The sequence below is a fragment of the Paraburkholderia sp. BR10936 genome (assembly GCF_040965735.1).
Taxonomy (GTDB): Bacteria; Pseudomonadota; Gammaproteobacteria; order Burkholderiales; family Burkholderiaceae; genus Paraburkholderia; species Paraburkholderia nodosa_A.
Window position 1 is genome coordinate 217,678 of sequence record NZ_JBFRCM010000008.1, and the last position, 13,282, is coordinate 230,959.

A 13,282-nucleotide genomic window follows, 5' to 3' on the forward strand; every position below is an offset into this window, starting at 1 on the left:
GGGGTTTCGGCAAGTGGAACTGACGATATTCGGAGTCATCGTGTTCGTCGCCGGACTGGCGGCGCTCTACGTGTCGTATCGCGGCGCGATTTACGGCATGGCGGCGTTTTCCCTGTTTGGATGTACGCTCGCGCTCGGCCTGGGCGGCATCGGCATTTTGCCGGCGCAAGTCTTTCTCGCGTTCTTCGCACTCAGGGCGTTCAATCTCGTGGGCGGGAAGGGGCTCGCTGACGCGGTCTCGCAGGGCAAGCCCGGCTTCTGGCTGTTCTGCACCTGCCTCTGGGGCGTTACGGGTGCCATCATGCTGCCACGCTTGCTGAGCGGCGCGACACTCGTGTTCCCTGTCGACCGCAGCAGCCAGTTCATCGTATTGCAGCCGCTTGGCCCTGTCTCCGGCAATCTGTCTCAGACGATCTATTGCATCGCCGACGTCATAGTGTATTGCTCCATGTTCGCGTTCCTGCAATATCGCGGTGTATACCGGACGCTCGCCAACGCCATCTTTCTACTCGCCTCGCTTGACGCGCTTGCCGGCGTGATCGATATCGTTGCGCACGCGGCGGGCCTCGACGTTCTCTCCGCTATCAAGACGGCGCAGTTCGCCGATTTGACCGGCCAGGAAATGGCCGGGATGGTTCGCATCAGCGGCACGTTCAGTGAAACGTCTGGCTTTGCGGCTTTTACGCTGCCGATCTTTGTCTTTTGCCTGAATCTCTGGCTCGTCGGCTATCGCCCGAAACTGGCCGGTCCGCTTTCGATTGCAACAGGAAGCCTGCTGCTGCTGTCGACTTCGGGAACCGCCTATGTCGGTTTAGGCGCGTATCAGCTGGTACTGCTCTTTAGCCGGCCCGCGGTGATCTCGCGTTTCGCCCCGGTACGCAAGCAACGGCTGTGTGTTATTTCGGCATGCGCGGGTCTGTTGGGCGTTCTCTACGTGATCGTCTTTTTGCCGGGGGTGGTGAAAGTGCTCAGTGATTTCGTCGATGCCGCGATCCTGAGCAAGGCAGGTAGTGACTCCGGTGTCGAGCGAATGGGCTGGAATTCTCAGGGCATCACCAACTTCTTCGATACGTACGGAATAGGCGTTGGACTGGGAAGCATTCGTGCGTCGAGCTTTCTGGTGGTGCTGGTGGCAAGCCTTGGCGTCGTGGGTGTGGTGTGTTACGGGACGTTCCTTGGCAAGACGCTGCTGACGCCGGTGCCTGGCCATTACCCGTTCGCGGAGCGGGCCATCGCCTATGCGGCGCGTCACGCCATGATCGCGACGTTGATCGTCGCCTCCGCTTCGCTTAGCGTCTTCGAACTCGGTACGTGTTTTTATTTATTTGCGGCCGCAGCGGGCGCACTCTCGCCGCGTGTGCCGCGACGTGTGCCCGCGCGCGGCGGATGGGTTGCCAGGGGGGCTCATGAATAAGGTGCATTCGTCGCTGTCAAAGCTTGAACTGCTGGCAGTATATTTTTCGTACGCAATACGCTACCTCTACCCGCTCGTTCTCATTCCTTATTACGGAAGAGTGCTGGGCTCGAGTGGTTACGGAGTGGTATTGGCCGGACTGTCGCTTTCCAGTGCTCTCTGGCTGCTCGTCAACTTCGGATTTTCTACCATCGGCGGGCGGGATATCGTCCACACCGAGGTCGCGAGCGAACGCGATACGATTTTTCGGGATCAATTCACGGCCCGGCTGCTATTGTCCGTTCCCGGTGCGATCGTCGGAGGCATCGCGGTTTGCAGGTCGGACATCATTGCCAATGTGCCGCTTGCGGGGTTTTTCGTCGTTGCCGGAGGGCTGCTGTCCGCCTTTAACATTGGCTGGTATTTCACCAGCACGGGACGCCCGCGCACGAATGTTCTGATCGAAGTCATGGGGCTCCTGCTTTCGCTCGCACTGATCTTTACCTTCATTCGCAAACCGGCTGACGTCGACCGGGCGTTTCCCGTGATTTTTACCTCCAGCATGATCCAGACGCTGGTGGCATATTGGCTTGTTCGAAAAGAATACACGGGCTTCATTGCACCCATGCGGGCGGCCGTGGGTCTGATCAAGCGGTCGGCCACGATCTTCATCTACAGCGGAACAGCGGTCCTGGTGCTGGATGCCTCCACCTACATTCTGTCGCTGCTGGCCGCGGCCCCGGAAGTGAGTGCCTTTGGTCTCTCCGAGCGCCTGGTGGGTGCCGCGTTGAGCATCATGGCGCCCGCCGCCCAGATTCTGGCGCCGAAGGTCATGTATCTGGTTACCCGTAACCCGGACCGAGCGAATCTGCTTGCCCGGCGAACATTTGCCGTCTTCTTTGTCGGCGCGGTGGCGGGAGTGATCCTCACGAGACTTCTCTCTGAATGGCTCATACCGCTGGTATTTGGACCGGAGCTCGGCCATGCCGTCCCGGTTCTGAATATCATGATCTTCATTCTGCCGCTTACCGTTTGCACGCGGGTACTCGGTATCTATTTCCTGATTCCCCGAAAACTCGAAAGGCAGCTTGCCTGGAGCGGTGTGATCAGCGCGGTGGTGAACCTGATGGTGGCCATTCCCCTTGCCAGCCACTGGGGGGCCACAGGTATGGTCTACGCGCGAATCCTCGCGGAAGGATCATTGCTGGTCATGCTGACTTTCGGAATCTGGAAAGCCGGCTTGTTTCGCGAGATTCTCGGAATCAACGAAGGTTTCTCTTTGCCCGGGAGATTTGGAAGATGGCTCGAATGACGAACGCCGCGAATCGCTTTGCGCATGCGTTGTGGTGTACGCGCGAGATCTGCGGGTGCATGCGGCAGGCAGGAGTGCGATGCCTCGCGTGTCGATGCCGCGTCCCCCGCATTCCTGCAGGCAATGATCGATGAGGTCAATGATGGAATCGAGCTTCAGTTCACAAGTCACGATGGCCGAGCCGATGAGTCAGCCTTCACCTGACCAAGATCCGAGAATCTGCCTGATCTTCGCCACTCGTGGTCGCGCAGACATTCTCAAAGACGTCGTTGCCTTCGTCGACTTGCAAACGGTCAAACCCGATCTGATCATCGTCTCCTGCGTCTCGGACGAGGACGTTGGCGACCTGTCAGTCCAGCCTGGAATGATCGTGCTGAAGGGGCGGCCTGGACTGACGACGCAACGCAATCACGCGTTGAACCATGTGCCGGACGACGTCGACGTCGTGATTTTTCTGGACGATGACTTTCTGATGCACAGCGAGTGGATTGCGGAAGTCCTCAAGGCGCTGGATAGCGATCCATCCATTGCCTGTGTCACCGGAACCGTCATCGCGGATGGCATTCATGGGCCGGGTTATTCCTTCGAAGAAGGGCAGGCCATCGTTGCCAGGATCGGCGAACTTCCGCAACGGTTGATCGTCGCGCCGACCGGTGGCCCCTACGGGTGCAACATGGCATTCCGCGCCAGCAGCATCGCTGGTCTGCGCTTTGATGAGCGCCTCGTTCTCTATGGCTGGCAGGAGGATCGTGATTTCGGAGGTCAGATCTGGAACCGAGGCTATTTCGTCGTGCGTATCAATACTGCGCTCGGCGTGCACATGGGAGTCAAACGCGGCAGGGTATCCGGATGCAAACTGGGTTATTCGCAGGTCATCAATCCGTTCTATCTGGTGAAAAAGAGAACGATGCCTCTGCGCCCGGCGGTCGACCATGTCATACGCAATATCGCGAGCAACATAGTGCGAAGCTTTGCACCGGAGCCATGGATCGACCGGCGAGGACGTCTAATGGGGAATCTGATCGGATTGTGGGACTTCTTTCGCGGAAGGCTCACGCCTGAGCGACCCGAGAGCTTTTAGCAATCTGATGAACAAAGATTCTCATTTGGCGGTGCCTGATTGCCTGCGCGGTCTCGCAGCCATATCGGTCCTGCTCTTTCACTTTAATCACTGGCTGGGGATCCCATGGTTGGCCCCCAACGCCGGTATTGCTGTTGACTTCTTCTTTGGCCTGTCGGGTTACGTCTTGTGCGTGGCGTATCGTGGCCGCTTCGAAAGAGGGCTGAGCGGTGCGCTTTTCGCGCGTATCAGACTCATACGGCTGATGCCGATGATCGTGATCGGAACGCTGTTGAGTGCATCGTATCTGGCGGCGAAATATGTTCTGCTTCGCGATTCCGACATCTCTCCGGGCTGGCTCGCGGCCGCCACGCTCTTTGGTCTATCGTGCATTCCGGTCTTCGGTGCTCCGCATGCAATTGGAGGGCCGCAGGTGTTTCCGCTCAACGGCCCCGAATACACGCTGTTCCTCGAGCTGGTCGTCAATCTCTTCTGGATGCTCACACGCCGATTCGACGGAATAAAGTTCGCGCTCACCATGGCGATCGGGGGCTACGCGCTTACCGCGGTATCCGGTATGGGAGGCGATACGCCGCAGACTTTCCTTTCCGGCTTTCCACGTGTATTCGGCGCCTACTATCTGGGCGTGCTGCTTTATCACGCTCATATGAAATTCGGGCTGCTCTCGTTGAAGATCTGGAAGTCACTATTTCTTCCAGCGTGCGTCGCAACGATGGTCATTATGGGGTGGAATGGCCAGATCCCCTTTTTCGTACAGTGGCTGTGGGCTGCCGCTGTGATGCCGTTGCTGATCCTCGGCGGATCTTCGATTGCGCTCACCGGGCCCGTACGGACGGTCGCGCTCGTTCTTGGTGAACTGTCGTATCCCGTGTACGCGTTGCACTACCCCACGTTTGTCTGGCTCAACGGCGTCTATCAGGAGTTGATGCACAGAAAGGATCCGATTCTGGAGGCCGCCGTGTTCTTGCCCGCGATCCTGCTGACCAGTTATCTCATCATGCGTTTCATCGATACGCCCATCCGTGCGTGGCTCGTGTCCCGATTTGGCCGATCGACGCCTAAACCGGTTCTCGACACCACGGCTGCCGATACACCCGTTTGAGCCGGCGCGGAGGCTGGCTATGCACGCGTTTGCGTGCGGTATCCAGCAGTGCTGCGCCGCGTGCGTCGATAGCATACCTGTCGAAGCAAGCGGCACTTTCCTGCGGAAGGACGGGAATCGCGTAGCGCGAATCTTGCTCGAAACCTCTGGGCTAACGTTGCTGCCGCTTGAGTTGGCATCTGATCGATTGCCGGGCCATTGACTGAAGAGCACTGACGCTTGAACGTGGAGGGGTTTATGAAAACGATCGCGTCGAAGACGATAGCGTTCAATGGCAAGTTCTTCGGGGCAGCGCCGACGGGCGTGCACAAGGTTGCCGAGCAACTCGTCGCCGCGACCGATGCGCTGATTGCCGGGCAGGCTGGCAGCGGCGTCGATTGCACCCTCGTCGTCAGAGACCGCGTCGAGATTCCGCGTTACCGAAACATTTCGTGCGTTCGCGAGAGTCGCTGGGTTCGCAGGATTCATCGGATCGCGTGGGAGCAATGCTATCTTCCACTGGCTCGCAGAAGGGATTTCATTCTTAATCTATGCAATCTCGGGCCTTTGCTTCATCGGGATTCGGCGACGATGATCCACGACGCACAGGTGTATTCGGCCCCAGAATCCTATTCGCTTCCTTTCCGGCTTTGGTACAAATCGCTCTACTTTTTTATCGGTAAACGTCACAAGATCATCTTTACCGTATCCGAGTTCTCAAAAGCCGAGCTTGTGCGCTATGGCATTGCCAACGCCGACAAGATTGTCGTTGTACATAACGGCTGCGACCATGTTCTGCAGGTCCAGCCGGACGCGCGACAACTCGCGGCGTTGAGCCTGAAACCGCGGCGCTACGTGCTCGCGCTCGCGAACACCCAGAAACACAAGAACGTCGGCATTTTGCTCAAGGCCTTCGCAAGCGCACAGCTGAGCGACGTCGAACTGGTACTGTTCGGCAATGCGACGCAGGCCGACTTCGAAGGTCTCGGGCATGTCGTGCCTCCCAACGTGCGATTTACCGGCCGCATTAGCGATGCCGAGCTCGTTGGGCTGATGACCCACGCCGGCGCACTTGCCTTTCCCTCACTTACAGAAGGGTTTGGTCTGCCGCCGCTGGAGGCAATGGCGCTGGGTTGCCCGGTCATCGCCGCACCGTTTGGCGCGCTTCCGGAAGTTTGTGGCAAAGCGGTGCTTTATGCCGATCCGTTCGACGCGGACGCCTGGCGAATGAATATTTTGGCGATACTCAACGATGAGTCCGTGCGGCAGTCACTGATATCCGCCGGACGCCGGCAGGCTGGTGGCTTCACCTGGAGACAGGCAGCGCGCAGCATGTTCGAGACCGTGAAGGCCGTGAGCGGCTGAATTCCTTATAGAAAAGCGATGTTGGGGGGCACGTAATGTCTATTGATGTCGACTTCTCATTGGCGCTCAATGATCGAACCGGCAAGCTCTTTTTGGGGAAGGACATCATTTCAACGCTCGGCGCCAGGGTGACGAGGGTCCACTACGGCCGATTTCACGAATTTCCCCATAGTGATCTGATGCGCCGGATTGCGGGCCGCTTGACCCAGAAGGAAACCATTGCGCGAGTGAACAGGTCGCGGCTGGTTTCACTTTTGCCGGTTATTCGCGATCCACGCCCTACGCTGCATCTCGATCCGCTGAGCGTCGTGCGCCATCGCCTGGAAGCACGCGACATCGTGCTCTGCCACGATGTGGGTCCGATCACCCATCCAGAATATTTCGCGCCGGGTGTCAACGAACTGTACGTTCGGGCTTATGACGAGATCCGGCGAACGAAGCCCCATATGGTTTTCGTCAGCAAGACGTCGCAGCGGGAATTTCACGCGCTGTACGGCAATGACTTTGCCTCGTCGAACGTCATCTATATTCCAACCCGTTTGGGAGTCAAGAAAGGAGAAGGTCGTCCGGTGGAAGGCGTTTCGCGTCGTTTTCTGCTGACGGTGGGCAGTATCGGCGATCGGAAGAACCAGGCCCGCTCTATCGAGGCGTTCTCGGCAAGCGGGCTTGTGGAGAAAGGGTGGCAGTATGTCCTTGTCGGAGGGCGCGAGTCTGGCGCCGACGTCGCGATTGAACTCGCCAGGCAATCACCGGGTGTGGTGATGCCAGGTTATACGAAAGACGAAGAGCTTCGCTGGCTTTATCGCAACGCATCCGGCTTCGTTCTGATGAGTCTGCTGGAAGGATTCGGAATGCCGGTGATCGAGGCGATAGAGCACGACCTGCCATGCCTCGTTTCCCGCGGGAGCATTTTGACGGAAGTTGGCGGCGGCGCGATGCTGTGCGCCGATCCGCTTGCTCGAGAATCCATCGCGTATGGTATGCGGTCGCTAGCCGAAATGCCGGACGAAGAGCGTGATCGGCGGATTTCGGAGGCGCGTGCGCATCTCGCGCTTTTTGCGCGCGAACCGATACTCGCTAGCTGGCGAGCACTGGTTGAAAAGGTCGGGTGATTCGCTGGGTCGGGTCCGCGGGCAGCATGTGCGTACAACAACAAGGCCCGCCGTGGCGGGCCAGGGCGACGTAAGACTAGTCGCTTCCTTGCAGGGGCGACTTCGCAACGCGGCGGGCGGTATTCATCGCCGAGAAAGCCGCAGCCTTGGCGCGATCCCGCACGCCGCTTCGTCCAGGCGGCGTGGGGTTGAGACCAAGCTTGCGCAGGTAATAGTTGGCCCGATAGACATCCGCGCGCAGCGTGTTGAGAAACTGAAAGTTCACGCTCAAGGTCACCGAGATATTGTCGCCGTTCTTCAACCAATGGGGGCAGTTGACAGGAACGTGAACGCCGTTTCCGGGTGCCAGTCTGTACGTCTTCGCCCTGTCCTGCAACTCGGGTCGATAGTTCGGCGCGTTGTGGTCGATCGTCCAGAATCGCTCGAGTTCTTCTTCCGGAAGCACCTGCCGGTCTTCCCGATCAAAGACGTACAAATCCTTTTGACCGTGGATTTGAAGAATGAAATTGCATTCCCGATCGATGTGATACGCCGTCACACGCTTCGGTGACGTCACGAAAATGATGAGGTCTTCGCGCTTGATCTGCGATTCGATGTCACCGCCAGCCATACCCTTGATCTCCGCCATCGCATGCCTGTACAGCTCGGCGTAGGCCGGGTCTTGTTGCGGGCCTCTGAAAATGAACCAGGCGTTGGAGTCTTCCAGCTGCTTTAAAGCGTTGAGCGGCGAGAACGCACGATTCGTATCTTTCCATTTCTGACCGGGCGCGACATCACCCATGTCGAAGTAGAGGTCATCTGGACGTGTTTTCAGGGTTCGCTCCGCCAATTCCAGCAATTGAGGAAGCTCAAAGAGCGGATGAGACGCCAGGTGGTGGGAGACGTCGAAGCTCTTCCGCTCGAAATTCTCCCGAAACACCGAGGAATCCGCGTCGATCCATTTGTCCGGCAATTCCGCTTCGAGAGCGGGGGGAACCGCAGTAGTCTCCATGTGATCGCTCCTCTTGGTCAAATGGGGGGTAAGCAATACCCCTAGGCACCGTCGAGACGTCGGATAACGAATTACTTGCGATCGTGGATTTATTGACCACATCGTCGAACTTGTAAAGCCACGCGGGCGTTCCCTTTAGGGCTACCCAGCCAGGACCGGGCTGAATATTCGGCATTGCGAGGGACACGACCGCTCGCGCTCCGGTTTGATGGAACGCTTGCATGATCTCTTCACGCTGTTGCGCCGTAAGCTTCGTCCAGAATGTTTCACTAAAATTCGGCCAGAGGACTTCGTCTTTGCGATCAAGGCGGTTACGATCCTGCGGCTCGATACGGTACGGGAGACCGCCGAACTCGGCGACGATGCGCAAGCGTGAGACATAGGCCCAGCTGACCCTGACAGTGGGATAGCTATCCCGGATCACGGCAACTGGATCCCCCGGCTGCAACCCTGAGGCAGTGAGCGCGTCAGCAATCCGCCATTTCGGGTCGTCGTGAAAGTCCGATCGATTAACCGCCGCCACGAACGAAGGCCCATCGGTCATCGCAAGCTCACCGAGAGCGCCTGCACCATAGATGATGACGAGCGCTGTCGCGAGCAGGCGGCGCGATTGCAGGGTTGCGTCGAGCAATGGCGCCCATGTCAGGAGCGCGATAACCATAACGAACGCACTGAGATAACGATCTTCAACGTGGACAATAAAATAGGTGGCGAAGCCTCCGACGGTTGGCAGCAGCAATGGCCAAACGCGGGTTATTGTCTTGAGGAGCGATGCTCGCCATGACCGCCTGGCAACGATAAACAAGAGCGCCGCGGCGAGCGAAAGCACCGTTGGGTGTTGCTTGAGTATCTGCTGCAAGCTCCACAGAGACCGGCCCATCGCTATCAATTGCATCTTCAAACTGAAGAACGTCTTGAAGCCTTTGTACCAATATGCGACGTCGTTATAGGGTGGGTACGTCGTGTGGAAAGGCGTACCGAAGCCGAACACCGGCAAGCCCGCCACAAGTTGACTGGTCGGGTGGATTGGCCGACCGAACTGCGCCGGTCCGCCTTGCCAATTGGTCAGGTGAGGAAGCTCGTTTACGTGCCAGGGGACATTCAAGGCGCCCGAGGCGCCAAGCGTAAATTCCCCATAGGACCAGGAAATCCCGGCGATGTAGACGGCAAAGAGAACACCGAAGGTTCCCGCAACCGCACCGAATGACTTCCACAAGCCGCCCCTCATGCAGCAATAGATGAAAAGCGTCAACATGAAGAGACAGGCAAATGGAGTGAATACCCCTTTCACCCAAACACCGAGACCAAGGACCAGACCGAGCAAAGTTGCGGTCAAAAGGTCTTTGCGACGAATCAGGGAGAGAAGCAGGCCGGAAGCCAGGAGGAAGCCGGTGGTCACAAGCAAGTCTGGACACGCGGCTGAAACGGAATCGAGCGCGAGACAGGCGCCAAGAAAAACGCAAACCCCAATCCAGACGGTGAAAGGGTGCTTGCCCAGCGCAAGCGAACCAGGCCAATACAGCGCGAGCGCACTCCGGATCAGTCCGCGCCAGGCGGCATAGGCAACGAGATAGATTACCCAGTTGACTGCCGTAATGGCATACCACTCGCCGTCCGGCGTGGGCGCGGCCAGTGCCCGGGCGCCGGCAACCAATGCGGGATAGCCGGGATTCCAGAAGGGGTTGAAAATTTCGCGCCAGTCGAGGTGCGTGACGGCCCAGCTGACATTGAGATAGGAAATCCAGTCGCCATAATATTGCGTCCGACCGTAGAGGCCTTCGACGATACCGAGTATGCCGACGACGATCCAGGACAGGATCAAATGCACATTCCCCCGTGACCACTTTATTGTCATGTAGCACCTCCACGCTTGCAGCTAGAAGATCAGTAGATAAGGGAGTTAACCGCCCAGTGGCCCAATCAGCAAAATGAGCTATTAACGCCCAATATCAGTCGAGGTGTGAGCACGGGCCGCTGTTCGCCTTGTCGGACGCAAACGCCGGTACGGTCCGGAGCGATCCAGCACAATGTGGCGAATCCTCGGAATGGATGGCGTGTTTCTACACGCCCGTTCGTCGCTCGATGTCGTCCCGGCCGTCACATGACAGCAGGGCGTCTCGCTTACGGTCGTGCAGGCAAGTCACGCGATGAATTTAGCCGGTCGAATCGAACCTCTCTGTGCGTTGGGCAACGCGGGCTTTCGATCGAGCGAGGCAGATTCATCGGCGTGTGCGTGCGCACAGACAATTCCCAGGTTCGCCGAAAGGGGAGTGGCGTTCAGGACGGCGGTGCATCGCCTGCCGTCGGGACCTGATTCGACGCATTGGAGGCCGCTCCGGAAAAGCGCGCCTTTTCGTTGAACGTCCACGCCGAGTTGAGCAGATAAGTCAAGCCGAGAACGAGGGCAGTCGTGACCAGCTGCGCAATGAGATAGTTCAAACCAAGGCTGGTGACGAAGAACTTCATGCACACACCGTTCATCAATACGCCGAGCAAGGCGATGATGGCGAACTTCGGTGCGGTCGACAGGGGATTGCTCTTGCTTCGGAACGTGATCTGGCGGTTGAGGCTGTAGTTGACGATCGCGCCGACGGTCGCCCCGGCCATGGAACTGACCGCCGGGGAGGCAAGACCGGAGTGGACCATCGCAATCAAAATCGCATACTGTGCGACGGTGCCGATCGCACCGACGCCCGCATAGACCACAAACCTTCTTGCCGCGCGCAGATCAGGCATCGCTCGTGCCCGCAGATTGATAGCGGTGGCGGATCAGGTAAACCGGCCGATTTTTCGATTCGTAGTAGATGCGGCCGATGTATTCGCCAAGTACGCCTATACCGATCAACTGAACCCCGCCGAGCAGGAGCACGGCCGAGATCAATGACGCGTAGCCAGGTACGGCGACCCCTTGAATCAAGGTTCGCACAATGAGAAACGATGCATACAGTATCGCGATACATGCCACGAAGCTGCCGACGTAAGTCCATACGCGAAGCGGCAGCGTGCTGAAACTCGTGAAGCCCTCCAGCGCGAAGTTCCACAGTTTCCAACCCGAAAACTTCGATCGGCCGGCGAGGCGAGGCTCACGCACATACTCGACGACTGCGGTCCGGTAGCCGACCCAGGCAAACAGCCCCTTCATGAACCGCCGCGTCTCGGGCAGTTGTTTGAGGGCGTCCACGACCTCCCTCGTGATCAAACGGAAGTCACCCACGTTCTCCGGGATCTTCGTGTCGCACATCGCGTTGTGTATGCGATAAAAGATTGCCGCGGTCTGGCGCTTGAGGAAGGAATCCGTGAGCCGGCTCACACGTTTGGCAACGACGACATCGTGGCCTTCGCGCCATTTCTCGACCAATAGCGGAATGATTTCTGGCGGGTCCTGCAAATCCGCGTCGAAAGGAATCACAATGGCGCCGCGTGCTTCGTCGAGTCCTGCCGAAAGTGCGGCCTCCTTGCCGAAGTTGCGCGTCAGGTCGATGACACGGATGCGGCTGTCTTGCTTCGACACGCGAATCAGCATGCCCAGCGTGTCATCGCGGCTGCCGTCATTCACGCAGACGATTTCAAACCCGGTTCCGTCGATCGATTCAAGTACAGGAATGACCGTGCTGAAGAACGCGCCGATCATCTCCTCCTCGTTATAGAACGGCACGACGAGCGACAACAGGCAGGGCTCACTAACCGAGGGAACTTCCGCAAGCGCTGGGTTGGACCGCGCCGTCGTCTCGCGCGCGCCTGCCGGCGAGGTTGACGCTTCCCTCAGGAGCGGCTCCCGAGCCAGAAAGTGAGGGCGGCCGATATAGTCCATGATTACCTCGCGCAGATGCCGCGGTTGTCCGACTGGCGTAACGATTTCATCGCAGTCGTTCAGCGTTTGACCAGGCGCCGAACCGCGTTCAGCGGGGACTTCAATCGGGTTACCGGCGAGTGAACGACTTCCGCAAATGTTTTGGGATGGCGATGTTCGAGCGTCGAGATGACTTTTCGTTTCAAGCTGTCGCGCAATGGCGAAACACCGGGTGGCAACGGCTTCAGCCCCATCATGCGCAGAACGTAGTTAGCCTGGTAAACCCGCGCGCGTCGCTCGAGCGACTTCATGCAGTAGTTGATGCTGATACTCACTGAAATGTTGTCGTCGTTCTTGACCCAATGCGGCGCCAATGGAGGGTGATGCACCACTTCGCCCGGGTTGAGCCGGAAGATCGTGCCGCGACTCTGCAGTTGACGACGATAACGCGCGGCCTCGAAGTTGCCCGCGTAGTAGCGTTCGACTTCCTGGTCCGGAACCAGCTCGCGATCGGTAGCCGGGAAGAGGCATACGTCTTTCGAGCCCTGCAACTGGAAGAGGAAGTTGGTTTCGTGATCGATGTGGAAGGGCGTCGAGATATTCGGCGACGAGACCAGCAACGTCATCGTCACCAGGGTGATGTCGCTGCGCAGCGGGTAATCGGACAACGCCTCGAGCTCGGCTGTAATCGTGTCAAGGACCTGGGCGTAGTCTGCGTCGTAAAGGTGTGCCTGAGTGAGCTTGATCCAGGAGTCGTTTTCGTGAACGCTCGCAAACGCTTCTTTCAGCCGCGTGCTGTGGGGCATGGCGCTGAATCTGGCTTCCAGCGAACTATTCTTGAAGTTGATCGCGCGGACGTTGCCATTCTTTTCAAGCATCCGCAGGGCGACCTCCTCGATCCTTGGGATCTCGAACAAGCCGCTTTCATGCAACAGGTGATTGAATTTGAACGGATGCAGATTGAAGTTGCTTTTGAATTCCTTGTTGCAGGCGTGCAGGATTTTTCCGTCTGAGGCGAGTTGGGGTGATGCATCGTCCAACGCCGCACTATGGCTAGTCACAGACATGGCACACCTTTGCAGGTTAGAGGGTATTGCTTGCAGGCTACTATCGCGCCCGTGGGCCAGATGTGCGTTGACGAACATCCAGGGCGATTT

11 protein-coding genes are annotated in these 13,282 nt (G+C 58.1%); 6 read left to right on the forward strand and 5 right to left on the reverse strand.

What is annotated here, in order from left to right; all coding sequences use genetic code 11:
• Positions 1-13 precede the first annotated feature (13 nt).
• From AB4Y36_RS18990 to AB4Y36_RS19015, 6 genes are all read left to right on the forward strand, one after another.
• On the forward strand, positions 14-1,414 hold the full coding sequence (locus tag AB4Y36_RS18990; protein WP_368683802.1) for a hypothetical protein: 1,401 nt from the start codon (positions 14-16) through the stop codon (positions 1,412-1,414).
• A complete protein-coding gene (locus tag AB4Y36_RS18995; protein ID WP_368683803.1) occupies positions 1,407-2,705 on the forward strand; it encodes an oligosaccharide flippase family protein in 1,299 nt (432 codons plus the stop codon). The genes AB4Y36_RS18990 and AB4Y36_RS18995 overlap by 8 nt, the downstream gene beginning before the upstream one ends.
• A gap of 142 nt (positions 2,706-2,847) precedes the next feature.
• Complete coding sequence (locus tag AB4Y36_RS19000; protein ID WP_368683804.1) at positions 2,848-3,786, forward strand: glycosyltransferase family 2 protein; 939 nt, start codon at positions 2,848-2,850, stop codon at positions 3,784-3,786.
• Positions 3,787-3,793: 7 nt separating this feature from the next.
• Positions 3,794-4,888, forward strand: a complete 1,095-nt coding sequence (locus tag AB4Y36_RS19005; RefSeq protein WP_368683805.1) for an acyltransferase family protein — start codon at positions 3,794-3,796, stop codon at positions 4,886-4,888.
• A gap of 237 nt (positions 4,889-5,125) precedes the next feature.
• The gene (locus tag AB4Y36_RS19010; RefSeq protein ID WP_368683806.1) at positions 5,126-6,232 is read left to right on the forward strand and encodes a glycosyltransferase family 4 protein; all 1,107 of its coding nucleotides are present in this window, start codon (positions 5,126-5,128) and stop codon (positions 6,230-6,232) included.
• Positions 6,233-6,267: 35 nt separating this feature from the next.
• On the forward strand, positions 6,268-7,344 hold the full coding sequence (locus AB4Y36_RS19015; RefSeq protein ID WP_368603917.1) for a glycosyltransferase: 1,077 nt from the start codon (positions 6,268-6,270) through the stop codon (positions 7,342-7,344).
• A 76-nt stretch (positions 7,345-7,420) separates the two neighbouring features.
• On the opposite strand, the gene AB4Y36_RS19020 is transcribed toward AB4Y36_RS19015, so the two are convergent.
• The 5 genes from AB4Y36_RS19020 to AB4Y36_RS19040 form a co-directional block, all read right to left on the reverse strand.
• Entirely contained in the window at positions 7,421-8,296 is an 876-nt protein-coding gene (locus AB4Y36_RS19020; RefSeq protein ID WP_368683853.1) for a transcriptional regulator, read from the reverse strand.
• A complete protein-coding gene (locus AB4Y36_RS19025) occupies positions 8,193-10,190 on the reverse strand; it encodes a hypothetical protein (RefSeq protein ID WP_368683807.1) in 1,998 nt (665 codons plus the stop codon). The genes AB4Y36_RS19020 and AB4Y36_RS19025 overlap by 104 nt, the downstream gene beginning before the upstream one ends.
• A gap of 422 nt (positions 10,191-10,612) precedes the next feature.
• The gene (locus AB4Y36_RS19030; RefSeq protein WP_368603914.1) at positions 10,613-11,071 is read right to left on the reverse strand and encodes a GtrA family protein; all 459 of its coding nucleotides are present in this window, start codon (positions 11,069-11,071) and stop codon (positions 10,613-10,615) included.
• Entirely contained in the window at positions 11,064-12,146 is a 1,083-nt protein-coding gene (locus AB4Y36_RS19035; protein WP_368683808.1) for a glycosyltransferase family 2 protein, read from the reverse strand. The genes AB4Y36_RS19030 and AB4Y36_RS19035 overlap by 8 nt, the downstream gene beginning before the upstream one ends.
• 59 nt (positions 12,147-12,205) lie before the next feature.
• On the reverse strand, positions 12,206-13,192 hold the full coding sequence (locus AB4Y36_RS19040) for a cupin-like domain-containing protein (RefSeq protein ID WP_368683809.1): 987 nt from the start codon (positions 13,190-13,192) through the stop codon (positions 12,206-12,208).
• Between the last annotated feature and the right edge of the window lie 90 nt (positions 13,193-13,282).

What these genes read in the sequence shown, in the direction of transcription:
- AB4Y36_RS18995 (WP_368683803.1), top strand. Translation starts at nt 1,407, where the DNA reads ATGAATAAGGTGCATTCGTCGCTGTCAAAGCTTGAACTGCTGGCAGTA.
- AB4Y36_RS19000 (WP_368683804.1), top strand. Translation starts at nt 2,848, where the DNA reads ATGGAATCGAGCTTCAGTTCACAAGTCACGATGGCCGAGCCGATGAGT.
- AB4Y36_RS19005 (WP_368683805.1), top strand. Translation starts at nt 3,794, where the DNA reads ATGAACAAAGATTCTCATTTGGCGGTGCCTGATTGCCTGCGCGGTCTC.
- AB4Y36_RS19010 (WP_368683806.1), top strand. Translation starts at nt 5,126, where the DNA reads ATGAAAACGATCGCGTCGAAGACGATAGCGTTCAATGGCAAGTTCTTC.
- AB4Y36_RS19015 (WP_368603917.1), top strand. Translation starts at nt 6,268, where the DNA reads ATGTCTATTGATGTCGACTTCTCATTGGCGCTCAATGATCGAACCGGC.
- AB4Y36_RS19025 (WP_368683807.1), bottom strand. Translation starts at nt 10,190, where the DNA reads ATGACAATAAAGTGGTCACGGGGGAATGTGCATTTGATCCTGTCCTGG.
- AB4Y36_RS19030 (WP_368603914.1), bottom strand. Translation starts at nt 11,071, where the DNA reads ATGCCTGATCTGCGCGCGGCAAGAAGGTTTGTGGTCTATGCGGGCGTC.
- AB4Y36_RS19035 (WP_368683808.1), bottom strand. Translation starts at nt 12,146, where the DNA reads ATGGACTATATCGGCCGCCCTCACTTTCTGGCTCGGGAGCCGCTCCTG.
- AB4Y36_RS19040 (WP_368683809.1), bottom strand. Translation starts at nt 13,192, where the DNA reads ATGTCTGTGACTAGCCATAGTGCGGCGTTGGACGATGCATCACCCCAA.